We start from the raw sequence: 20,548 nt of genomic DNA on the forward strand, positions 1-20,548 counted from the left end.
GCTCGTCGGCGAGCCGGCCGAGGACGTCGCCGAGGCGCAGCGCCGCGCCCGGGCTGCCGGCCTCGGCGGCGCGGCGGTACCAGGCCGCGGCCTGCTCCAGGTCGCCGTCGCGCTCGAAGGTCGCGCCGAGGCCGAAGGCGACGCCCGCGAACGTGTCGTCCTCGGCGGTCCGGGCGGACTCGGGACGCCAGGTGCGGACGGGCATGGGTTCTCCGGCTCGGCTCTGAGGTGCGTACGCGCGCCGGGGAAGGCCCACGGCGCGCGGTCTCGGATCACTCATGGTGGCCGCCGCGCGCCGCGCCCGCCACCGGTTTGCGCATGTTCGACGGCATTTCTGGTGTCCCCGCGACCACCGAGCGTCGTTACCGCAGGTCGGCCCGCCCAGGCAGGGCGCACCGGCCGGCGGCGAACCGGCCCGGCGCCCCGAGGGTTGCCCATAGGTAGATCATCGGCATAAGTTGATCATATGAGTGAGCGGGCGATGCAAGAGCCGACGTTCCTGATCCTGACCGCGCTGGCCGCCGGGCCGCAGCACGGCTACGGGATCATCACGGACGCCGCCGAGATCTCGCAGGGCAGGGTGCGGCTGCGCACCGGGACGCTGTACGCGGCCCTGGACCGGCTGCGCGGCGCGGGAATGATCGAGGTGGACCGCGAGGAGGTCGTGGACACCCGGATGCGCCGCTACTACCGGATCACCGCCGCCGGCGCGGACGCGCTGGCGGCCGAGGTCCGGCGCATGCGACACGGGGCCGAGACCGCCGCGCGCCGGCTCGGCACGGCGGGAGGCCTGGCGTGAACCAGAAGTGGAGCCGGCGGCTGCTGTACGCCTACCCGCGGCGGCACCGCGCCGAGTACGGCGAGGAGATGCTGGACGTCCTCGCCGAGTGCGGCGGCGGCCCGCGGGAGTCCCTCGACCTGGTCGTGAGCGGTCTGAGGATGCGGTTGGGCGCGCTCGGCGCCCTCTGGACGACTCCCGAGTGGCGGGACGCGCTGGCCGTGGCCGCCCTGGTGGCGCCGCTGCTGATGACGATCTCGACGGTGTGGTTCGTCGACTCGACCGTCCGGGCCCTCACCGGCGAGCTCACGACGGGGCCCGGGTACTGGTCGGGGTTCGCGGGGCGGGTGCCCCTCTGGACCTCCTGGGCCGTCATCGCGGCCGTCGCCTGGTGGGGCGGGGTCTACGGACGGCGGTTCGCGGCGGCGGCCGTCCTGGCGCTCTGCGTCTACATGTTCACCGGCCACACGCCGCTCACGCTGTCCATGTACGGGACGATGGCGCTCAGCCTGGTGGTGCCCGTCGTGGCGCTGGCCGGGCTGGCGTTCTCCGACGGTCCGCGGCGCGGCGCGCAGGTGCTCGGACGGCGCGTCACCGTTCCCATGGTCACGGTCGCGGGGCTGACGTTCGCGGCCCAGGGGCTCGTCGGGCTCCAGTACCCCCTCGGCCTGCACCTGCTCTCGGGTGAGACGCCGTACTACGAGTACGCATGGGTGATCATGCTGGGCGTCCTGCTGCTGAACGGCCTGCGCACCGCGTCCGGACGGCGCTTCGGCGCGCTGCTCGTCGCGCCGCTGCTGGACCTCGGGCACCTGGTGGCGGTGCCCTGGCCCCGGGCGGCGGAGGTCGCGGTCGCGCTCCTCCTGGTCCTGGCCCTGGGAGTGCGTTCCCGGCCGCGTCCGGCCGCCTGACCCCGGCGCGGACGCGGGCCTCCGCCCGACCGCCCCGTCAGAGCAGGACGCCGGGTCAGGCGGCGGTCGGGTCAGGCGGGTCGAACGACGAGGTCCTGGTAGTCGGGGTGCTTGTCGATCCAGCCCTTGATGAACGGGCACAGCGGGACGACCGTGCGCCCGCCCGCGCGGACGTCGTCCAGCGCGCCGCGGGCGAGCGCTCCCCCGACGCCCTGTCCCCCGAACTCCGGGAAGATCTCGGTGTGCGTGAAGACGACCGTCCGGCCGTCCTTGCGCAGGTGGTACTCGGCGAAGCCGGCGAGGGCGCCGTCCACCGTGATCTCGTAGCGGTTCCGCTCGCGGTCGTCCTTGACGAGTTTGGTCATGTCCGCTCAATTCCCCCGAGGCCGTGAAGATTCCCCACCTGGGCCGCCTCAGCTGACAGGCTCGTGACCGGCGTGCAGGAGGCAGTAGGTGACGGCCTCCTCCAGCGCCTGCCAGGACGCGGCGATGACGTTGTCCTCGACGCCGACCGTGCCCCACTCGCGCTCGCCGTCGCTGGACTCGACGAGCACGCGGGTGCGCGCGTCGGTGCCGTGCGTCCCCTCCAGGATGCGGACCTTGTAGTCGGTCAGCTCCATCCGGGCGAGCTCGGGGTAGAGGCGGCCGAGCGCGAGCCGCAGCGCGTTGTCGAGGGCGTTGACGGGGCCGTTGCCCTCGCCGGTGGCGATGATGCGCTCGCCCTTGGCATGCAGCTTCACGGTGGCCTCGGAGATCATGGAGCCGTCCGGGCGGCGCTCCACGATCGTCCGCCAGGACTCCACGTCGAAGTGCCGGGGGCGGACGCCGGTGAGCTCCTCGCGCAGCAGCAGTTCGAAGGACGCGTCGGCGGCCTCGAAGGTGTAGCCGGTGGACTCCAGGTCCTTGACGCGGGTGACGACGGCGGCGGCGCGCTCGCCGGACAGGTCGTAGCCCAGCTCGCGGCCCTTCAGCTCGACCGAGGCGCGGCCGGCCATGCTGGAGACGAGCATCCGCATGTCGTTGCCCACGGCGGCGGGGTCGATGTGCTGGTAGAGGTCGGGGTCCACCTTGATCGCGGACGCGTGCAGCCCGGCCTTGTGCGCGAACGCCGACAGCCCCACGTAGGGCTGCTGCGAGGACGGCGCGACGTTGGTGATCTCCGAGACGGCGTGCGCGGTGCGGGTCATGAGGGCGAGCTGGTCGTCGGAGACCAGCCGCATCCCGCGCTTGAGCTGGAGGTTGCCGACGAGCGTGAACAGGTTGGCGTTGCCGCTGCGTTCGCCGTAGCCGTTGGCGCAACCCTGCACGTGGGTCGCGCCCGCGCGGACGGCGGCGAGCGAGTTGGCGACCGCGCAGCCCGAGTCGTCGTGGCAGTGGATGCCGACGCGCGCGCCGACCGACACCACGTCGTGGACGACGTCGGCGAGCTCGTCCGGCAGCATCCCGCCGTTGGTGTCGCAGAGCGCGACGACGTCGGCCCCGGCCTCGGCGGCCGTCCGGACGACCTCCAGCGCGTAGGCGCGGTTGGCGAGGTAGCCGTCGAAGAAGTGCTCGGCGTCCAGGAAGACGCGGCGGCCCTCCGCACGCAGGTGGGAGACGGTGTCGCGGATCATCGCGAGGTTCTCCTCCAGGGTCGTGCGGAGGGCCAGCTCGACGTGCCGGTCGTGGCTCTTGGCCACGAGCGTCACGACGGGCGCCCCCGAGTCGCGCAGGGCGGCCACCTGAGGGTCGTCGGCGGCCTTCACACCGGCCCGGCGGGTCGCGCCGAACGCGGTGAGCTGCGCGTTCCTCAGCCCCAGCTCGGTCTGAGCGCGGCGGAAGAACTCGGTGTCCTTGGGGTTGGCGCCCGGCCAGCCGCCCTCGATGAAGCTCACCCCGAGCGCGTCCAGGTGGCGCGCGACGGCGAGCTTGTCGTCCACGGAGAGGTTGAGGCCCTCCTGCTGCGAGCCGTCACGCAGCGTGGTGTCGTACACGTGGAATGCGTCGCCCTGCATGTGCGGTGAACCCTTCGAGGACGACGGAACCACGCCGGAAAACGAAAAGACCCCTCACGGACGTGAGAGGTCTGCGCGCCGGCGGTGTTCCGTCAGTTGCCGGCGCGCCAGCCGATAATCACGAGGCTGCTGCGCATGATGCCCCGAGCATGGCACAGCCGTCTCACATATGCCAACTTGCATCTCACATGCCGAGACAGCCCCTGGTCGCGGGCGTGAGAAAGCCCCGCGGGACGGCGGAAAACCGTCTCGCGGGGCCTCTCGGAACGCGGTCGGACGCCCGCGTGGGTTCAAGGTCAGACGACCTTGTGGACCCAGTTGTACGGGTCGGGGCGGCGGCCGAACTGGATGCCGATCAGCTCCTCGCGCAGCCGCATGGAGATCGGCCCCGGCTCGCCGTCGCCGATCGTCCACGCGCGGTCGGCGCCCTTGACCGCGCCGACCGGGCTGATGATCGCGGCGGTGCCGCAGCCGAACACCTCGGTCAGCTCGCCGGACTCGCAGCCGTGCTGCCACTCGTCGATGTTGATCTTGCCTTCCTCGACCTGGATGCCGAGGTCGGGCGCGAGCGTGAGCATCGAGTCGCGGGTGATGCCGGGGAGCAGGGTTCCGGTGAGCGCCGGGGTGAGGATGCGCGGCTGCGCCCCCGAGCCGTAGACGAACATCAGGTTCATCGAGCCGACCTCCTCGACCCACCGGTGCTCCACCGCGTCCAGCCAGACGACCTGGTCGCAGCCGTGCGCGACGGCCTGCGCCTGCCCGGCGAAGGACGCGGCGTAGTTGCCGCCGGTCTTGGCCGCGCCCGTGCCGCCGGGGGCGGCGCGGGTGTAGTCCTGCGAGAGCCAGACGGTGACCGGCTTGATGCCGCGCGCGTAGTAGTTCCCGGACGGCGACGCGATGATCATGAACAGGTACTCGTCGGCGGGCTGGTTGACGCCGAGCAGCCGGGTGGTGGCGAACATGAACGGCCGCAGGTAGAGGCTGTGCCCCTCGGTCGTCGGGACCCAGTCGCGGTCGGTGGAGACCAGCAGCTCCAGGGCCTCGACGAAGACCTCCTCGGGGATCTCCGGCATGGCCATCCGCTTGGCCGAGGTGTTCATCCGGGCGGCGTTGGCGAACGGGCGGAACATGACGACCGAGCCGTCGGCCTGCCGGTACGCCTTCAGCCCCTCGAACAGCTCCTGCGCGTAGTGCAGGACCTGCGCGGCGGGGTCGAGCGTGATCGGGCCGTAGGGCTGGAGCTTGGCGTCGTGCCAGCCCTTGGTCTTGTGGTAGCGGATCGTGATCATGTGATCCGTGAAGTGCTGGCCCCATCCGGGATCGGCCAGGATTCCCGCGCGGTCCTCCGCCGAGACGGGGTTCTCGTTGCGGATGATCTCGAAGTCCAGCGTGCTCATCGTGGATGTCCTCTCCCGGATCGCCAGGCGGCTCCGTTGCCGTCCCGACCTTCCCTAGTGCCTATTGTCGTACTTAGTCCAGACCTGGTTCACGACCTGGCAGGACCGGCGCACCGGAGACGGCGGGTACCACGAAAACCGGACGCGCCGTCTGCGGCGCGCCCGGTCACGGCTGGTCGGCGAGCGCGCCTACCCGGCTACTCGCTTGGCGATGGCGTCACCGATCTGCGCGGTGGAGCGGACGCCCGCACCCGCGCGCTCGATGAGGTCCTCGGCGACGGCGGTCTCGACGCGGCGCGCCGCCGCGGTCTCGCCGAGGTGGTCCAGAAGCATCACGACGGACAGGATAGTGGCAGTCGGGTCCGCCTTGCCCTGCCCCGCGATGTCGGGGGCGCTTCCGTGCACCGGCTCGAACATCGACGGGGCGGTGCCGTCGGGGTTGACGTTGCCGGACGCGGCGAGCCCGATGCCGCCCGCGACGGCCGCGCCGATGTCGGTGATGATGTCGCCGAAGAGGTTGTCGGTGACGATCACGTCGAACCGACGCGGCTGGTTGACGAAGTACATCGTCGCGGCGTCCACGTGGCAGTAGTCGGTCTCGACCTGCGGGAACTCCTCGCCGACGCGCTTCAGCACGCGCTGGTAGAGATCACCGGCGTAGGCGAGCACGTTGTCCTTGTGGACGAGCGTCAGCTTCTTGCGCGGACGCGCGGCGGCCTGCTCGAACGCGTACCGGACGACCCGCTCGACGCCGAAGGCGGTGTTGACGCTCTCCTGGGTGGCGATCTCGTGCGGGGTGCCCTTGCGGATCACGCCGCCGGTGCCGGCGTACAGGCTCTCGGTGCCCTCGCGGACGACCAGCATGTCGATGTCGTCCGGGCCGACGCCCGCGAGCGGGGACGACGCGCCGGGCAGCAGCTTCACGGGGCGCAGGTTGGCGTAGTGGTCGAACTCGAACCGGGTGCGCAGCAGCAGGCCCCGCTCCAGCAGCCCGGACGGCACGGACGGGTCGCCGATCGCGCCGAGCAGGATGACGTCCTGGTCGCGCAGCTCCGCGAGGACCGAGTCCGGAAGGACCTCGCCGGTGCGGTGGTAGCGGGCCGCGCCGAGGTCGTACTCGGTCTGCTCGAAACTCAGGTCGTGGGCGGGGGCGACGGCGTCGAGGACCTTCAGCCCCTCGGCGACGACCTCCGGGCCGATCCCGTCTCCGGGGATGGCCGCGAGGCGGATGCTGCGGGAAGCCATGCGCAGACTGTACCGCATTGTCTCAGTCCATGAGCACTCGTCTCAGCTCGTGAGACGAATGGTGCGGCCGGAGACTTGACGGCGGAACCCCCCGAAGGGGACGCTTCGGCTGACAAGTCCACATCGAGGCGACGGTGCGCAGGAACCCGGTGCGATTCCGGGACGGTCCCGCCACTGTGACCAGGGAGCCTCCCCCGCGCGTGACCACGGCCGGATTCCGGCGGGAAGGTCGGCGGGAGGCGGAGATCTGGGAGTCAGGACACTGACCCGTCGTCCTCCCGCTACCGGGGCGAGTGCACCCCGTGAGGAGACCCCTGATGGCCCAGTCCGCCGTTGCCGAGGAGCGCGCCGTCCCGCGGCCCGCGCCGCTGTCGATCCCCGTCCGCGACATCGTCCCGTGGGCGGTGTTCGCCGCCGTCCTCGGGCTCGTCCTGATCTACTTCGTCGGCGCCGAGCAGGGCGCGACGTCCCTGCTCTCCGGCACCTGGGTGCACGAGTTCACCCACGACGGCCGGCACCTGCTCGGCTTCCCCTGCCACTGATGGCGGCGGACGTCGCGGCGCCCTCCCCCGCGATGACCATGCGCTCCTTGCTCCTGCGGGGGATGCTCGCCGGGATCGCCGGGGCGGCGCTCGCCCTGGTCGTCGCCTGGATCTACGGCGAGCCGCAGGTCGGGAACGCGATCGCGTTCGAGGAGGCGCACGCCGACCACGGCGCGGGGCACGAGGTGGAGGTGGTGTCGCGGACCGTCCAGAAGACGGCGGGCCTCGTCACCGCCGTCGGGTTCTACGGGGTCGCGGTCGGCGGGATCTTCGCGATCGCGTTCGCCTTCGCCTACGGACGCCTCGGCGCCCTGCACGCGCGCGCCACGGCCGCGCTGGTCGCGCTGCTGGGGTTCGTCGCGGTCGAGGGCGTGCCGTTCCTGAAGTACCCGGCGACTCCCCCGGCGGTCGGGAACCCCGAGACGATCGGCAGCCGGACGGCCCTGTACTTCGGCATGGTCGCGATCGGCATCGCCACCGTCGTCGGGGCCGTGGTCCTGTGCCGCCGGCTGGCGCCCCGGTTCGGGACCTGGAACGCCGTCACCCTGTCGGTCGTCGCGTTCGTGCTGGTCAACGCGGTCCTGTTCGCGATCACACCGAAGCCGGACGCCGTTCCGCACGGCTTCCCGGCCGAGACGCTGTGGGACTTCCGCATCGCCTCGCTGGGGATGCAGGCCGTCCTGTGGACGACGCTCGGACTGCTCTTCGGATGGCTCACCGAACGGGCCGTGCGCAGATAGGAGAGGGTCGGGGGCCGACGGCGTTCGCCGGCCCCCGGCCGTCACACGTGGCGGGCCAGCTCCCAGGGGTCGTGCGCGGAGAACACCTCGACCTCGTCGCCGTGGTCGCGGACCAGTTCCCGCAGCCGCGCCTGGGTGCCGAGCCGCAGGTCGGGATGGATCTGCGAACGGGTCTGGACGACGTCCATGATCGGGTGCGGCTCCTTCCCGTCCAGGATCTCGCGGTGGTAGTAGTACGCGTCGCCGCAGTGCAGCAGCCACCGGTCGGCGTCCCGGACGGCGACCCCAGCGTGGCCCGCCGTGTGCCCGCCCAGGGGGATGAGCTTGATCTCCTTCGGAAGGCCCTTCAAGGGGATGGAGGTGAAGCCGAACCACTGCTCGTCGGACGTGCCGTCGTAGGTGACCCACTTGGGGCCGTGCGCCCAGTGCGCCGGGCGGTAGCGGGCTGCGGCACCCGGCGCGAGCGCCGCGTCCCGCTCGGCGGCCAGGACGTGGACGGCGGCGTCCGGGAAGTCCGGGAGGCCGCCGCAATGGTCGACGTCCAGATGGGTCACGACGATGTGCCGCACGTCGGACGGGTCGTACCCCAGGGCCTCGACCTGCCGGACGGCGGTCTCCGCCTCGTCCAGCGCGGGCGCGGCCATCGCGATCCAGTCCGCGTCCAGGGAGCCCGCCGGGTCCCGGACGTCGCCGAGCCCGAGCCCGGTCTCGACCAGGACCAGGCCGTCCGCGTCGGTCTCGACCAGCAGGCAGTGGTTCACGGCCGGGCCGGGCGCGGGCCCGTCGTAGGTCGCTTCGATCGTGCGCATGGAACCGCAGTTCAGGTGGTGGATCTTCATGCCGCTATGCTGCGACTTGAAGCGCGCTTCAAGTCAAGGAGGCGGGAATGGACGATTCCCTGCTGGACATCGGCGAGGTCGCGCGGCGCTCCGGGGTCGCGCCGTCCGCCTTGCGGTTCTACGAGGCCAAGGGGCTGATCGAGCCCGCCGGACGGAACGGCCTGCGCCGCGCGTACCGTCCTGACGTGCTGGAACGCCTCGGGATGATCACGTGCGCGCGGAGCGCCGGGTTCACGGTCGCCGAGGTCGCCGCGTTCCTCGCCGTCCGTCCGGGGGACGAGGGGCTCCGGGACCGCATGACGGCGAAGGCCGACGCCCTGGACGACCAGATCGCGCAGCTCACCCGCCTGCGCGACAGCCTGCGGCACGCCTCGGTGTGCGACCACGACCCGGTCGTCGAGTGCCCCGACTTCAAGCAAGCCATCGGCCGCGTCCCCGCCGGGATCTGAGCGAATCACCCGTCGAGGAGGCACGCGAGCCACCAGGCGATGGTCTCCGGCGTCCGCAACCGGCCCGCGATCCTGTCGGCGGCCTCGAAGATGTCACCGAGACCCGTCCCGGACGAGTCGGTCAGCGCGTCAGCGCGGAGGCGGACGGTCTCCCCCACGCACGAGATGGCCGGGTTCGCCACGAGAAGTGCGGTCACGGCGTGGCCGGGCGGCGGTCCGAGGTGCGCCTTCACACGGAGCCCACGGGTGACGAGGAGTTCCTGGAGTTCGGCGAGCGCGTTCATCAGTCGGCCTCGGCCCGCACATACGCGCGCAACTGCTCACGGAGCAGTTCGGGAGTATCGGCCTCGGCGGCGGACGCGCCGTGCTGCACGAGTTCGCCGGGCCCCGGCCCGCGCAGCGCCCACCACCGCCCGGTGTCCCGGGTGCAGATGATCGACCACCCCGGAAACTCCTCCCGGAGCGCCTTCTCGATTGCTGCCGTCTGGTTCGCCGTCGGGCGCGCTTTCTGCGTCATGACGCACAGAGTCGCAACGGAGACTCTGCGTAGTGTTCCAGGTTGGTGCACGGACTCCTTGTCGTGTGCCCGACCGGGTTGCTAGACGGCCATACGGTGCTGGATGCGGCGCAGCGGTTCGGGGAGTGTGCGGCGGACGTCCACGAGGTGGGCGACGACGGAGCGCGCGGTGGGGTGGAAGGTCACCATCTGCGGCGCGATGCGGTCGGCGCTGGCCAGGCGTTCGAGGGCCTTGGCGTGGTCACCCGCCTCGACGTGGACGCGCGACATGTCGATCTCGTGGTGCGCGCGACGTTCCGGCGGCAGCGCGGTGAGCGTGCGCTCGCCGACCTCACGGTCGCGGCGCGCGGCCTCGTCCAGCTCCCCGAGTTCGGCGGCGACGGCCGCGCCGTGGATGGCGACGTTCGCGGCGGTGAACTCCAGGTGGTGGACGACCTGGCCCGTCCTCCCCGCGCGCACACGTTCCATGGCCTGCCCGTAGTAGTCCCAGCTCCTCGTGTGCTGGCCGGCCCGGGCGGCGACGATGGCCGCGCGCAGGTCGAGCGCGCCGCCGATCTCTGCGGCGTCCGGACGTGCGGGATCGACGGACGCGGCCGCCCGGTCGAGCAGCACCAGTGCGAGTTCCTGCTGGTTGAGGCTGATGAGCACCAGCGCACGGATGAGCGCGACCAGGGCGGGGAGGTTGGGGTCACCCGACCGGCGGCCCGTGTCCATGGCGCATCCGAGGAGAGCCAGCGCGTCGCCGGTGTAGCCGAGGCGCCGGGCCAGGCTGACGGCGGACCTGAGTGCCATGCTGAGCAGCCGCCACACCCTCGGGTCGTCTGTCTCGTGCGCCCAGTACGCGAGCTCCTCCACGACGGCGGGCAGGCGTGCCCCCATCTTCGACAACTGGGCCATGGCCGTGAGCTTGCGCGCCGTCGCCACCTCGGCCGCGAGCACCTCGATGCTGCGAGGTGGGCCCGCGAGCTCGGGCCCCACGTCCACAAATGCCTGGATGCGACGCAGTTCGGGGATGAAGGCGTGCACGCGGTCATCGTGGCCCGGCAACCTGTACGGCTGGCCGTACAGGTCGGCGGCGTCCACTTTCAGCGCCGCCGCCACCGCAGCCACGAACGCCGGGGTCGCCACCTTCTGCCCGGCCTCCACCTGTGCGATGTGGCCTCGCGAATAGGACGCCCGCTGCGCAAGGCCATGCTGGGTCAGGCCACGCCGCTTGCGCGCGCGGGCTATGCGGGTCCCAACCGTCTCCGTCGTGCCGTCCTGTGCCATGGGAACTGCACCTCCTGAGCCGTGGCGCTTTCAGGCTACGAGCCGGGAGGCGGGTTGGGATGGGCCCAATGGGTTTTGGGGTGCGGAATCAGGAGCGGTGGAGGAGGGCGCAGTCGCCGCACATCTCGCCACCGGGTGGGACCTTGTAGTACAGGCAGCAGCTTCGTCGGACGTAACCGCGCGGGGTGAGCTCGCCTGCGGTGGCCAGGGGTGGGAGCGCTAGGAGGTCCTGCACGAACGGGACCAGCGTGGCCGCCAGGTCGGGGGACGTGCGGGCGGCGTAGAGGGTTCCGGCGAGGGCGGACGCGACATTGCCCCAGATCAGGCCGTCCGCGAGCTTGACCACCTTCGCCATCGTGTCGCGCAGCGGGCGGAGCTGGCCGTCCACGACGGTCTCGATCGCGCGGGCCGGGGACGCGGGCCACCCGGTCGGGTCCGCCAGCCACAGGGCGATGGGCGCGCCAGGAGCCCAGCGCCAGTGCAGGGACGCGAGGTCGGGCACGACGCCGAGCGCCGCGGACGCGACGACCGGCGACCACAGGCGCGACGCGACGCCCTGGAACAGGATGCTCGCGGCGACGCGCCGATCGCCGGTGCCGAGTCGCTGGGCGTACTGGTCGATGAGTCCGTCGAGGCGCTCGGGATCGGTCTCGGGGAGGGGACGCCAGGTCGGGTCCACCTCCTCGTCCGGGTCGGTCGACACGGCGAAGTAGGGACCGAGCGCTGCGGCGCGGCGGAGGACTTCCTTCACCTCGTCCATCAGCCGACCGCCGGTTCGGCGACGTCACGGTGGAAGACGATGTCCATCGCCGTGGTGACGCCGATGGCGAGCGCGCCCAGCACCGACGCGTCCGCTCCCAGCGCGGACGGCTCGACCGGTGGCGGGTCGAGCGGCGTCATGTCGGCGAGGCGGTCGCGGACCGCGTCCAGCAGGACGTCCTGACCGTGCCGGACGAGACCGCCGCCGATCACCACCAGGCGCGGATCGAGCACCGCGATCACGCTGGCCAGCGCCCGGCACACGTTCCCCGCCTCGTACTGGACGGCCTCGACCGCGAGCGGATCGCCCGCTCGGGCCGCGTCGTAGACACCGGCGGTGGTGAGACGGCCGTCCATGCCGAGACGGCGGGCGGTGGCGACGAGACCTGCGGCGGAGAGCACGCTCTCCAGCATGCCGTGCCGCTGCGCCTCCGGTGCACGCGTGAGCGGGTCGGTCTCGCCGAGCGGCAGAAAAGCGATCTCACCTGCGGCTCCGCGCGCGCCCCGGTACAGCTCACCGTTGAGGACGATCCCCATGCCGATGCCCGTCCCGACGGAAAGGAACACGAAGTCGGGGACGCCGCGTCCGAGGCCGTGCGCCTGCTCGCCGAGGGCCGCCAACGCGATGTCGTTCTCGATGAGGACGGGCGCGGGCAGCCGTTCGGCCAGGTCGCGGGTGACGCCCGGGGTCTCCCAGCCGGGCAGGTTCGGGGCCAGGCGCAGCCGGTGGGCCTCGGTGTCGTGGACGCCGGGGGTGCCGATCACGATGTGGGTCAGGTCGGCGGGCGCGCATCCGGCCTCGGCGGCCAGCTCGTCCACGAGGGACACCAACTGCCCGGTCAACTCGTCCGGGCCGCCGGCGCGCGTCCGGACGTCCCGTCTGGCCAGCACCTTCCCGTCCAGGCCGCAGAGCGCGGCGCGCACCCACTCGCGTCCGACGTCGATGCCGGCGGCCCGTCCGGCGTCGGGGTGGATCTCGTACAGCATCGCGGCGCGGCCGGCGTTGCCCGTGCGGTGCCCGACGGTCCGGACGAGCCCGGCGCGTTCCAGGTCGGCCAGCGCGAGCGACACCGTCGGCTTGGACAGCCCGGTCTCGCGCGCCACCTCCGGCCGCGACACCGGCCCGAGCTCGCGGATCCGCTCGTAGACGGCCCGCTCGTTCATCACCCTCAGCACGCTGGTGGTGCTCGCCACCGGCCTGCCGGTCGCCCCCGCCACTGGTCCTCCCGGTGTTCCGTCCGCATCTGCTCCGCATGTCCCAGACCGGATCGTCGCATGCCCTTGTTTTGTTAGGAAGCCTCTCTTACTTTCAAATCACCGGCGAGCCACCCAGAAGGCGGTGCGTGCCATGCACACCACGATCCGGCCGCGAACCCCCCGGACCGCCGCGTCGGCGGTCACCCTCCTCGTCGCCCTCACCGCCTGCGGAGGCGGCGGCAAGGGCACCTCCTCCCGCGACTCGGCGACCATCGCGCTCCTGCTCCCCGAGTCCAAGACCACCCGGTACGAGGCGTTCGACCGCCCGCTGTTCGAGCAGCGCGTCAAGCAGCTCTGCCCGCGCTGCGCCGTCGTCTACGCCAACGCCGACCAGGACCCCGCCAAGCAGCAGAGCCAGGTCGAGTCCGCGCTCACCCGGGGCGCGAAGGTGCTCGCCCTGGACGCCGTGGACGCCAAGGCCGTCGCGCCGCAGGTCAACGAGGCCGGACGGCGGCACGTCCCGGTCATCGCCTACGACCGGCTCATCACCGGCGTGAAGTACGCCTACTTCGTCTCGTTCGACAACGTGCGCGTCGGCCAGATGCAGGGGCAGGCCCTGCTCGACGCGCTCAACGCCCGGCACACCCTCGGCAAGGGCCGCATCGTCATGCTGAACGGCGCGCCCACCGACCCCAGCTCGGCCGACTACAAGAAGGGCGCGCACAGCGTCCTGGACGGGAAGGTCCCGATCGGCCGCGAGTACGACACGCCCGACTGGAGCCCCGACAAGGCGCAGCAGGAGATGGAGCAGTCCATCACCGCGCTCGGCCGCGACTCGATCGTCGGCGTGCTGTCGGCGAACGACGGGATGGCGGGCGGCGCGATCACCGCGATGCGGCGCGCGGGGTACCGTCCGCTCCCGCCGATCACCGGGCAGGACGCCGAGCTCACGGCCGTCCAGCGGATCCTGTCCGGCGACCAGTACATGACCGTCTACCTCAACATCAAGGCGCAGGCGTACAAGTCGGCCGAGCTGGCCGTCGCGCTCGCGCGCGGCGAGAAGCCCGCCGCGCCGACGACGGTCGACAACGGCTCGGGCGGGATCCCGGCCTTCCTGCTGTCCCCGACGGCCGTGACCCGCGACAGGATCAAGGACACGATCATCAAGGACGGCTTCTACACCGTCTCCCGGATCTGCGCGGGCGACGCCGCCACCGCCTGCGAGAACGCGGGGCTCCGGTGAACGGCGAGCCCGTCCTCTCCGCGCGGGGCGTGGGCCGCTCCTTCGGCGCGGTCCGGGCCCTGGACGACGTGACGCTCGACCTGCGCGCCGGGGAGGTGACGGCGCTCGTCGGGGACAACGGCGCGGGCAAGTCCACGCTGGTGAAGATCCTCTCCGGGGTTGTGGTGCCGGACACCGGGCGGATCGTCCTCGGCGGGGAGCCGGTGCGGATCGTCCGGCCGCACGACGCCCGCGCGCTCGGCATCGCGACCGTCCACCAGGACCTCGGGCTCTGCGAGAACCTCGACGTCGTCGCGAACCTGTTCCTCGGCGCGGAGCCGCACCGCTGGTCGCTGCTGCGCTCGCTGCGGATGGAACGCACCGCGCGCGACCTGCTGGCGTCCCTGGACGTCCGCATCCCCGACCTGCGGACCCCGGTCGCCTCGCTGTCCGGCGGGCAGCGCCAGTCCGTCGCCATCGCCCGCGCGCTGCTGGGCGAGCCGCGCGCCGTGCTGCTGGACGAGCCGACCGCCGCGCTCGGCGTCGAGCAGACCGCGCAGGTCCTGGCGCTGATCCGCCGCCTGCGCGAGAGGGGGCTGGCAGTCCTGGTCATCTCGCACAACCTCGCGGACGTCCGGGCCGTGAGCGACCGCATCGCCGTGCTGCGCCTGGGACGTGCCGCGGGCGTCTTCCCGACCGCCGAGACCACCACCGAGGCCGTCCTCGCCGCCATCACGGGAGCGGGGGCCGCCGCATGAACCGCACCCTCCTCAGCCGTTCGATCCTCGGCCGCTCGGTCGTGGTCCCCAAGACCCGCGGACGGCGCGTCCGGCTCCCGAGACCGTCCGGGGGCGAGCCGGGCGCGCTGCCCGTCGTGGCGGGGCTCGCGCTGATCGCCGTGGTGTTCGGCTCGCTGAACGGCCACTTCCTGTCCAGCGAGAACCTCACCAACCTCGCCCTGCAGATGGCGGCGACCGGGACCATCGCGCTCGGGATCGTCCTGGTCCTGCTGCTCGGCGAGATCGACCTGTCGGTCGGCTCGGTGAGCGGCCTCACCGCCGTGGTGATGACGGTGCTGAACGTCCACCACCATGTCCCGGCCGGGCTCGCGGTGCTGCTCGCGCTGGGCGCGGCGGCGCTGGTGGGGCTCGCGCACGGGCTGATGTTCACCGTCCTGCGGATGCCGTCGTTCGTGGTCACCCTCGCCGGGCTGATCGGCTGGCAGGGCCTGATGCTCTACCTGCTCGGCCGGGACGGGACGATCAACCTGCCGTTCGACGGGCCGGTCGCCGCCCTCAGCGACACCTGGCTGCCCACCTGGCTGAGCTGGACGGTCGTGGTCGCGGCGGGCGCGGCGTACCTGGTCACGGAGCTGCTCGTCCGGCGGGCGAGGGCGCGGACGGGACTACCGGTGTCGGGACCGCTCCCGGCCGTCCTGCGCACCGGCGGGCTGGTGGCGGTGCTCGCCGCAGGCGTCGCGGTGCTGTCCGGCGACCGGGGCGTCCCGCTGACCCTGGTGGTCTTCGGCGGGCTGGTCGTCCTGCTGGACCTGGTGCTGCGGCTCACCCTCCCCGGACGCTGGGTGTACGCCGTCGGCGGGAACGCCGAGGCCGCGCGGCGGGCGGGCATCGCGGTGACGCGCGTCCGGATCCTGGTCTTCTGCGCGTCGTCGGTGCTGGCCGGGGCGGGCGGGATCCTCGCGGCGAGCCGGCTGTCGGCGGTGAACCAGAGCTCCGGCGGCAGTGACATCCTGCTGAACGCGATCGCCGCGGCCGTCATCGGCGGGACGAGCCTGTTCGGCGGGCGCGGACGCGCCTACGCCGCCCTGCTCGGCATCCTGGTCATCCAGTCCGTGGCGAACGGGATGCTGCTGCTCAACGTGGACTCCTCGGTCCGCTTCATGGTCACGGCCGGGGTGCTGGCGCTCGCCGTCGCGATCGACTCGGCCGCGCGCGGTGGCCGCCGGTGAGCGCCGGGCGGCAGAAGGCGGGGCTGGAACGGCCCGAGCCCGGACGGCCGGAGCCGGGACGGACGGAGCCGGGCGCGGGCTTCGTGCTCGGGATCGACTTCGGCGGCACCAAGATCGCGATGGCGACCGCCGCACCGGACGGGACCGTGCTGCGGACCGTCCGGCTGGCGACCCTGGCGTGCGACGGCGCGCGGACCGTCCTGGACCGCGCCCTGGACGCGGCCCGGCGCCTGTCCGGCGAGACCGGGCGGGACGCGGGGCCGCTGCTCGCGGCCGGTGTCGCCACGTTCGGCGTCGTCCGGGACGACCGGGTGCTGCTCGCGCCGAACGTGCCCGGCTGGGAGGAGCTGCCGCTCCCCCGGCTGCTGCGGGACGGGCTCGCCGCGCCGGCCGTCCGGCTGGACAACGACGTCAACGCCGCGACCGCCGCCGAACTGCGCTGGGGCGGCCTCGCCGGAACCGGCACCGGCCTCTACGTGAACGTCGGCACCGGCCTCGGCGCGGGCCTGGTGGCGGACGGGCGGGTCGTGCGCGGCGCGAACGGCGCGGCGGGCGAGATCGGCTACCTGCTGCGCTCCCCCGGCGAACCGGGCCACGCCGCCGGACGCGCGCCCCTGGAAGAGGACGTGTCGGGTGGCGGGCTGGCGCGGCGCGCGTCCGTCCTCGCCGGGCGGGAGATCACCGCCCGCGAGCTGTTCGGCGCGTCCGTCCCGGCGGAACTGCGCGTGCTGCGCGACCGCGCGCTGGGCGAACTGGCGATGACGATCGCCAACCTCGCGATCGTCCTCGACCCGGAACGGGTCGTGCTGGGCGGCGGCATGGCCGCCGAGCCCGCGCTCGTGTCCCGGGTCGAAGGGCTGCTGGACCGGGCGGCGCCGTTCCCGCCCGTCCTGAAACCCGCGCACTTCGGCGCGGACGCGGCCCTGCGCGGAGCCCTCGCCCTCGCGCTGGACTCCCTGTCCGGCGCCTGACGGCCGGTCGCGCCGACCGCGCAGGCGACCAAGCGCCGGTTGCCCCGGCTCGGCCCCGGAGGGCGCGGTCAGAGGCCGCGGCGGTCCAGGGCCGTCTGCAGGGCGCGCTTGGCCTCCTCGGCGTCGTCGTCGGGCAGGGTGGCGGAGATCTGTGACTGCATGTCGGTACGCATGGTGGTACTCCGGATGTCGCTGGCGATGTGGGCGCGGGGCGGGCCCGGGGATCGTGGTTCGCACGTTCCCGGGTCCTGTCGGAACCCGCTCGCGGCAGCGGAGGATGTCCACGGAACGCCGCTTTTGCTCCCTTCCGACGTTACCTCTGGATCGGCGACTTGTCTTGACCGGTGGCCATCCATCCCACATCGTGAGACGACATATCGGGTGAACTGGGCAAACAGAACGGGCGGGTGGTCGCAACCACCCGCCCGTCGGGGTCCCGAGGCGGCCCGGAGGCCGCGGACGTCAGGAGTCCAGGTCCGCCCGGCGGCCCATGTCGGCGCCGACCTCGGCGGCGATGGCGTCCACGAGCTGCGGCGGGATCGCCTCGTCCACGGTCAGCGCGATCAGCGCCCGGCCGCCCTTGACGTCCCGGCCGACCTGCATCCCGGCGATGTTGACGCCCGCGTCGCCGAGCAGCTTGCCGACCACGCCGACGATGCCCGGACGGTCGCTGTAGGAGAAGAACGCCATGTGCGCCGTGGGCAGCAGCTCCATGTCGTAGCCGTTGATCTCGATGATCCGCTCGTGGTGCTTCGGCCCGGTCATGGTGCCGGAGACCGAGATCACCTCGCCGTCGGCCATCGTGCCGCGCACCTGGACGGTGTTGCGCCAGTCCGGGCTGTCCTCGGACGTGGTGAGCGACACCTCCACGCCCCGGTCGCGGGCCAGCAGCGGCGCGTTGACGAAGGTCACCGACTCGGTCACCACGTCGCAGAACACGCCCTTGAGGGCGGCCAGCTCCAGCACCTTGACGTCGTGGCCGGTGATCTCGCCGCGGACCACCACGTCCAGCCGCACCGGGACGCCCCCGGCGAGCGCGGTGAAGATCCGGCCGAGCTTCTCGGCGAGCGGCAGGCCGGGCTTGACGTCCTCGGCGACCGCGCCGCCCTGGACGTTCACCGCGTCCGGCACGAACTCGCCGGACAGCGCCAGCTTCACCGAGCGGGCGACCTGCGTGCCGGCCTTCTCCTGCGCCTCGTGCGTGCTGGCCCCGAGGTGCGGGGTGACCACGACGTTGTCGTGCACGAACAGCGGGCTGTCGGTGCAGGGCTCGGTGGAGAACACGTCCAGGCCCGCGCCCGCGACCCGGCCCTCCTTCAGCGCCAGGTCGAGCGCCGCCTCGTCCACGATGCCGCCGCGCGCCGCGTTCACGATCCGCACCGACGGCTTGACCAGGTGCAGCTCGCGGTCGCCGACCAGGCCGAGCGTCTCGGGCGTCTTCGGCAGGTGGACGGTGATGAAGTCGGACTCGGCGAGCAGCTCGTCCAGCGTGACCAGCCGCACACCGAGCTGCGCGGCGCGGGCGGCCTGGATGTAGGGGTCGAACGCGATCACGTTCATGTCGAACGCGGCCAGGCGCTGCGCGACCAGCACGCCGATGCGGCCGAGGCCGAGCACGCCGACGGTCTTGCCCTGGAGCTCGACGCCGGTGTACTTGGACCGCTTCCACTCGCCGTTCTTCAGCGCCGCGTGCCCCTGCGGGACGTTGCGGGCGGTGGCGAGCAGCAGCGCGATGGCGTGCTCGGCGGCGGTGACGATGTTGGAGGTCGGGGCGTTCACGACCATGACGCCCGCCTTGGTGGCGGCCTCGACGTCGACGTTGTCGAGGCCGACGCCGGCGCGGGCGACCACGCGGAGCTTCGCCGCGTGCTCGAAGACCTCGGCGTTGACCTTGGTGGCGGACCGGACGATCAGCGCGTCCACGTCGGCGACGGCCGGGAGGAGGGCGGTGCGGTCGGCGCCGTCCACGTGGCGGACCTCGTAGTCGTTCTCGAGGACCGCGAGGCCGGCCGGGGAGAGTTCTTCAGCGACAAGGACGACAGGCTTGCTCAAGGAACAGTCCTTCGGATGGTGGATTGTCTGCACTAGCTGTGCGGATACGTCGCGAGCTCACCCCGTCGTGCCCTCGCCTGCCCCCCGAGTCTATAGGGGCCCCGGATACCGGAAGGCGGCCCCCACGACACTCATCGGTAACCCCGGCGGACCGTCCGGCGAACCCCTCCACCGTCCGTCCCACCGCAGGTGGACGACCGGTCCACCGCGCCCTCCGGCCCCGCGCGCGCGAAACGCCACCGGCCCGTCCGCTGGGGTGCGGACGAGCCGGTGGCGCCGGGAGGGAGGAGGGACCCGTGGATCAGTGGCCGGGCGCCTTGGCCGGACGGCCCGGCGTGTACAGCCACGTCTTGATCAGGTCGTCGATGTTCCTGCCGGAGACTCGCTCGACGTGCCGGACGAACTGGGCCACGGTCGCGTCGCCGCCGCCCTTGGCCGCCTGCCAGGTCTTCAGGGCCTTGAAGAACGCCTTGTCCCCCACCCGCAGCCGGATGGCGTGGGCCGCGATCGCGCCCCGGTCGTAGACCTGGTCGGCGAACGGGTCCTGCGCGCCGGGGTCGCCGGGCAGCAGGTTCCACCAGGCGTCGCCCGCCGGGTGGGCGTTGTAGGTCTGGTCGGAGAGCTGCTGCGCGGTGGCCGTCCCCTCGTGCTCGCTCCACAGCCACTCGGCGTAGGTGGCGAAGCCCTCGTTCAGCCAGATGTCCTTCCAGTTGTGGACGGACACGTTGTCGCCGAACCACTGGTGCGCGTTCTCGTGCACGACGACGCTGAAGTTCGGCTTGCCCTTGGCGAAGAACTTGGGGCTGTAGAACGGCCGCGTCTGGGTCTCGATGGCGAACCCGGCCTTGGTGTTCGGGACCGTCCCGCCGACGGCCTCGAACGGGTACCGCCCGAACAGGCCGCTCTCCCACCTGAGGATCTCGGGAGTGCGCTTCAGGCTGGTCAGCGCGTGCGCCTTGACGTCCGCGGGCAGGTCCGAGCCGATCGCGTACTCGTACGGCAGCCCGTTCGGGGTGCGGCCCTTGACGACGTCGAACTTCCCGACCGCGAGGGTCGCGAGGTAGGTGGCCTGCGGACGGGTCTCGCGCCACCCGAAGGTCGTCCAGCCGCCCTTGCTGCGCACCCCGGTGGAGACGCCGTTGCTGATCGCCTGGTGGCCGGACGGAACGGTCACCGAGACGTCGAAGGCGGCCTTGTCGCGCGGGTGGTCGTTGCTGGGGTACCACCACCAGGCGCTCTCGGGCTCGTTCGCCGCGACGCCGCCGGTCGTGGTCCGCTGCCAGCTGGTGAACCCGTTGATCTTCACCGCGGACGGCACGCCGCCGTAGCTGACGACCGTGGTGAAGCGCTCGCCCCTGCGCAGCGTCCGCGACGGCGTGACGACCAGCTCGTGCGAGCCCTCCGCCCTGAACTTCGCGGGCCGGCCGTTCACCGTGACCTTCGCGACGGTCAGCCCGAAGTCGAGGTTGAACCTGGTCAGGCCCTGCGTGGCACGGGCCCGCAGGGTCGCGACGCCGTCCAGCCGGTCGGTCGCGGGCTGGTAGCGGAGCTTGAGCCCGTAGTGGGAGACGTCGTAGCCTCCGTTGCCATAGTCCGGGTAGTAGGGGTCGCCGACACCCGGCGCCCCCGGCCCGGCGGACGGCGGGGCCGCCTGCACGGCGGCCTGCCCGGCGAGCAGGACGCCGACGGCACCGGCC

Annotated in this window: 21 protein-coding genes, 1 pseudogene and 1 riboswitch; of the genes and pseudogenes, 9 read left to right on the forward strand and 13 right to left on the reverse strand. The window is 72.5% G+C overall.

The window, feature by feature from the left end; all coding sequences use genetic code 11:
* A pseudogene (locus DZF91_RS21150) lies at positions 1 to 205 on the reverse strand (hypothetical protein); the annotation flags it as partial.
* Positions 206 to 481: 276 nt separating this feature from the next.
* Between DZF91_RS21150 and DZF91_RS21155 the strand changes: the two are divergent.
* Positions 482 to 799, forward strand: coding sequence for a PadR family transcriptional regulator (locus DZF91_RS21155; RefSeq protein ID WP_199486774.1), 318 nt, complete (start codon positions 482 to 484; stop codon positions 797 to 799).
* Positions 796 to 1,689, forward strand: a complete 894-nt coding sequence (locus DZF91_RS21160; RefSeq protein ID WP_117359190.1) for a hypothetical protein — start codon at positions 796 to 798, stop codon at positions 1,687 to 1,689. The genes DZF91_RS21155 and DZF91_RS21160 overlap by 4 nt, the downstream gene beginning before the upstream one ends.
* Before the next feature lie 71 nt (positions 1,690 to 1,760).
* Here the strand turns inward: DZF91_RS21160 and DZF91_RS21165 are convergent, their stop codons facing one another.
* From DZF91_RS21165 to DZF91_RS21180, 4 genes are all read right to left on the reverse strand, one after another.
* Positions 1,761 to 2,054 carry a GNAT family N-acetyltransferase gene (locus DZF91_RS21165; RefSeq protein ID WP_117359191.1) on the reverse strand — a complete coding sequence of 98 codons (294 nt, stop codon included), beginning with the start codon at positions 2,052 to 2,054 and terminating at the stop codon, positions 1,761 to 1,763.
* A 48-nt stretch (positions 2,055 to 2,102) separates the two neighbouring features.
* Positions 2,103 to 3,683: a citramalate synthase gene (cimA, locus tag DZF91_RS21170; RefSeq protein WP_117359192.1), complete on the reverse strand. Its 1,581-nt coding sequence runs from the start codon at positions 3,681 to 3,683 to the stop codon at positions 2,103 to 2,105.
* A 296-nt stretch (positions 3,684 to 3,979) separates the two neighbouring features.
* Positions 3,980 to 5,080 (reverse strand): branched-chain amino acid aminotransferase, encoded by a 1,101-nt coding sequence (locus DZF91_RS21175; RefSeq protein WP_117359193.1) that lies wholly within the window; start codon positions 5,078 to 5,080, stop codon positions 3,980 to 3,982.
* 189 nt (positions 5,081 to 5,269) lie between these two features.
* On the reverse strand, positions 5,270 to 6,325 hold the full coding sequence (locus DZF91_RS21180) for a 3-isopropylmalate dehydrogenase (protein WP_117359207.1): 1,056 nt from the start codon (positions 6,323 to 6,325) through the stop codon (positions 5,270 to 5,272).
* Positions 6,326 to 6,422: 97 nt separating this feature from the next.
* A riboswitch (cobalamin riboswitch) is annotated at positions 6,423 to 6,610 on the forward strand.
* A gap of 32 nt (positions 6,611 to 6,642) precedes the next feature.
* Here DZF91_RS21180 and DZF91_RS21185 point away from each other — a divergent pair.
* Both DZF91_RS21185 and DZF91_RS21190 read left to right on the forward strand, forming a co-directional pair.
* A complete protein-coding gene (locus DZF91_RS21185) occupies positions 6,643 to 6,867 on the forward strand; it encodes a CbtB domain-containing protein (protein ID WP_117359194.1) in 225 nt (74 codons plus the stop codon).
* Positions 6,867 to 7,607 carry a CbtA family protein gene (locus DZF91_RS21190; RefSeq protein ID WP_117359195.1) on the forward strand — a complete coding sequence of 247 codons (741 nt, stop codon included), beginning with the start codon at positions 6,867 to 6,869 and terminating at the stop codon, positions 7,605 to 7,607. The genes DZF91_RS21185 and DZF91_RS21190 overlap by 1 nt, the downstream gene beginning before the upstream one ends.
* Positions 7,608 to 7,648: 41 nt before the next feature.
* Here DZF91_RS21190 and DZF91_RS21195 read toward each other — a convergent pair whose 3' ends face one another.
* A complete protein-coding gene (locus tag DZF91_RS21195) occupies positions 7,649 to 8,446 on the reverse strand; it encodes an MBL fold metallo-hydrolase (RefSeq protein WP_117359196.1) in 798 nt (265 codons plus the stop codon).
* A 47-nt stretch (positions 8,447 to 8,493) separates the two neighbouring features.
* Between DZF91_RS21195 and DZF91_RS21200 the strand changes: the two genes are divergently transcribed.
* Positions 8,494 to 8,895: a MerR family transcriptional regulator gene (locus DZF91_RS21200; protein WP_117359197.1), complete on the forward strand. Its 402-nt coding sequence runs from the start codon at positions 8,494 to 8,496 to the stop codon at positions 8,893 to 8,895.
* Between the two features lie 5 nt (positions 8,896 to 8,900).
* On the opposite strand, the gene DZF91_RS21205 is transcribed toward DZF91_RS21200, so the two are convergent.
* From DZF91_RS21205 to DZF91_RS21225, 5 genes are all read right to left on the reverse strand, one after another.
* On the reverse strand, positions 8,901 to 9,179 hold the full coding sequence (locus DZF91_RS21205) for a hypothetical protein (protein WP_117359198.1): 279 nt from the start codon (positions 9,177 to 9,179) through the stop codon (positions 8,901 to 8,903).
* Positions 9,179 to 9,412, reverse strand: coding sequence for a hypothetical protein (locus DZF91_RS21210; protein ID WP_117359199.1), 234 nt, complete (start codon positions 9,410 to 9,412; stop codon positions 9,179 to 9,181). Before DZF91_RS21210 ends, DZF91_RS21205 begins: the two co-directional genes overlap by 1 nt.
* 81 nt (positions 9,413 to 9,493) lie before the next feature.
* Positions 9,494 to 10,681 (reverse strand): helix-turn-helix domain-containing protein, encoded by a 1,188-nt coding sequence (locus DZF91_RS21215; RefSeq protein WP_117359200.1) that lies wholly within the window; start codon positions 10,679 to 10,681, stop codon positions 9,494 to 9,496.
* An 88-nt stretch (positions 10,682 to 10,769) separates the two neighbouring features.
* Positions 10,770 to 11,441, reverse strand: a complete 672-nt coding sequence (locus DZF91_RS21220; RefSeq protein WP_117359201.1) for a (2Fe-2S)-binding protein — start codon at positions 11,439 to 11,441, stop codon at positions 10,770 to 10,772.
* Entirely contained in the window at positions 11,441 to 12,658 is a 1,218-nt protein-coding gene (locus tag DZF91_RS21225; RefSeq protein ID WP_147341240.1) for an ROK family transcriptional regulator, read from the reverse strand. The genes DZF91_RS21220 and DZF91_RS21225 overlap by 1 nt, the downstream gene beginning before the upstream one ends.
* A gap of 130 nt (positions 12,659 to 12,788) precedes the next feature.
* On the opposite strand from DZF91_RS21225, the gene DZF91_RS21230 reads away from it, so the two are divergent.
* From DZF91_RS21230 to DZF91_RS21245, 4 genes are read left to right on the forward strand one after another with little or no spacing between them, the layout of a single operon-like run.
* Entirely contained in the window at positions 12,789 to 13,880 is a 1,092-nt protein-coding gene (locus DZF91_RS21230) for a sugar ABC transporter substrate-binding protein (RefSeq protein WP_117359203.1), read from the forward strand.
* Positions 13,877 to 14,617, forward strand: coding sequence for an ATP-binding cassette domain-containing protein (locus DZF91_RS21235; RefSeq protein ID WP_117359204.1), 741 nt, complete (start codon positions 13,877 to 13,879; stop codon positions 14,615 to 14,617). Before DZF91_RS21230 ends, DZF91_RS21235 begins: the two co-directional genes overlap by 4 nt.
* Complete coding sequence (locus tag DZF91_RS21240) at positions 14,614 to 15,828, forward strand: sugar ABC transporter permease (protein ID WP_117359205.1); 1,215 nt, start codon at positions 14,614 to 14,616, stop codon at positions 15,826 to 15,828. Before DZF91_RS21235 ends, DZF91_RS21240 begins: the two co-directional genes overlap by 4 nt.
* Entirely contained in the window at positions 15,825 to 16,799 is a 975-nt protein-coding gene (locus DZF91_RS21245) for an ROK family protein (RefSeq protein ID WP_199486775.1), read from the forward strand. Before DZF91_RS21240 ends, DZF91_RS21245 begins: the two co-directional genes overlap by 4 nt.
* 462 nt (positions 16,800 to 17,261) lie before the next feature.
* Here the strand turns inward: DZF91_RS21245 and serA are convergent, their stop codons facing one another.
* Together serA and DZF91_RS21255 are read right to left on the reverse strand one after the other, a co-directional pair.
* Positions 17,262 to 18,851 (reverse strand): phosphoglycerate dehydrogenase, encoded by a 1,590-nt coding sequence (gene serA, locus DZF91_RS21250; RefSeq protein WP_117359206.1) that lies wholly within the window; start codon positions 18,849 to 18,851, stop codon positions 17,262 to 17,264.
* Between the two features lie 301 nt (positions 18,852 to 19,152).
* The coding region (locus DZF91_RS21255; protein ID WP_199486776.1) for a M1 family metallopeptidase at positions 19,153 to 20,548 on the reverse strand (1,396 nt) is incomplete at its 5' end.

Origin of the sequence: Actinomadura logoneensis (genome assembly GCF_003428695.1) — a bacterium.
Classification (GTDB): domain Bacteria; phylum Actinomycetota; class Actinomycetes; order Streptosporangiales; family Streptosporangiaceae; genus Spirillospora; species Spirillospora logoneensis.

Excerpts from the sequence above, each read along its gene's own strand:
- DZF91_RS21155 (WP_199486774.1), top strand. The coding sequence starts at position 482 with ATGCAAGAGCCGACGTTCCTGATCCTGACCGCGCTGGCCGCCGGGCCG.
- DZF91_RS21165 (WP_117359191.1), bottom strand. The coding sequence starts at position 2,054 with ATGACCAAACTCGTCAAGGACGACCGCGAGCGGAACCGCTACGAGATC.
- cimA (WP_117359192.1), bottom strand. The coding sequence starts at position 3,683 with ATGCAGGGCGACGCATTCCACGTGTACGACACCACGCTGCGTGACGGC.
- DZF91_RS21175 (WP_117359193.1), bottom strand. The coding sequence starts at position 5,080 with ATGAGCACGCTGGACTTCGAGATCATCCGCAACGAGAACCCCGTCTCG.
- DZF91_RS21180 (WP_117359207.1), bottom strand. The coding sequence starts at position 6,325 with ATGGCTTCCCGCAGCATCCGCCTCGCGGCCATCCCCGGAGACGGGATC.
- DZF91_RS21185 (WP_117359194.1), top strand. The coding sequence starts at position 6,643 with ATGGCCCAGTCCGCCGTTGCCGAGGAGCGCGCCGTCCCGCGGCCCGCG.
- DZF91_RS21190 (WP_117359195.1), top strand. The coding sequence starts at position 6,867 with ATGGCGGCGGACGTCGCGGCGCCCTCCCCCGCGATGACCATGCGCTCC.
- DZF91_RS21195 (WP_117359196.1), bottom strand. The coding sequence starts at position 8,446 with ATGAAGATCCACCACCTGAACTGCGGTTCCATGCGCACGATCGAAGCG.
- DZF91_RS21200 (WP_117359197.1), top strand. The coding sequence starts at position 8,494 with ATGGACGATTCCCTGCTGGACATCGGCGAGGTCGCGCGGCGCTCCGGG.
- DZF91_RS21205 (WP_117359198.1), bottom strand. The coding sequence starts at position 9,179 with ATGAACGCGCTCGCCGAACTCCAGGAACTCCTCGTCACCCGTGGGCTC.
- DZF91_RS21210 (WP_117359199.1), bottom strand. The coding sequence starts at position 9,412 with ATGACGCAGAAAGCGCGCCCGACGGCGAACCAGACGGCAGCAATCGAG.
- DZF91_RS21215 (WP_117359200.1), bottom strand. The coding sequence starts at position 10,681 with ATGGCACAGGACGGCACGACGGAGACGGTTGGGACCCGCATAGCCCGC.
- DZF91_RS21220 (WP_117359201.1), bottom strand. The coding sequence starts at position 11,441 with ATGGACGAGGTGAAGGAAGTCCTCCGCCGCGCCGCAGCGCTCGGTCCC.
- DZF91_RS21230 (WP_117359203.1), top strand. The coding sequence starts at position 12,789 with ATGCACACCACGATCCGGCCGCGAACCCCCCGGACCGCCGCGTCGGCG.
- DZF91_RS21240 (WP_117359205.1), top strand. The coding sequence starts at position 14,614 with ATGAACCGCACCCTCCTCAGCCGTTCGATCCTCGGCCGCTCGGTCGTG.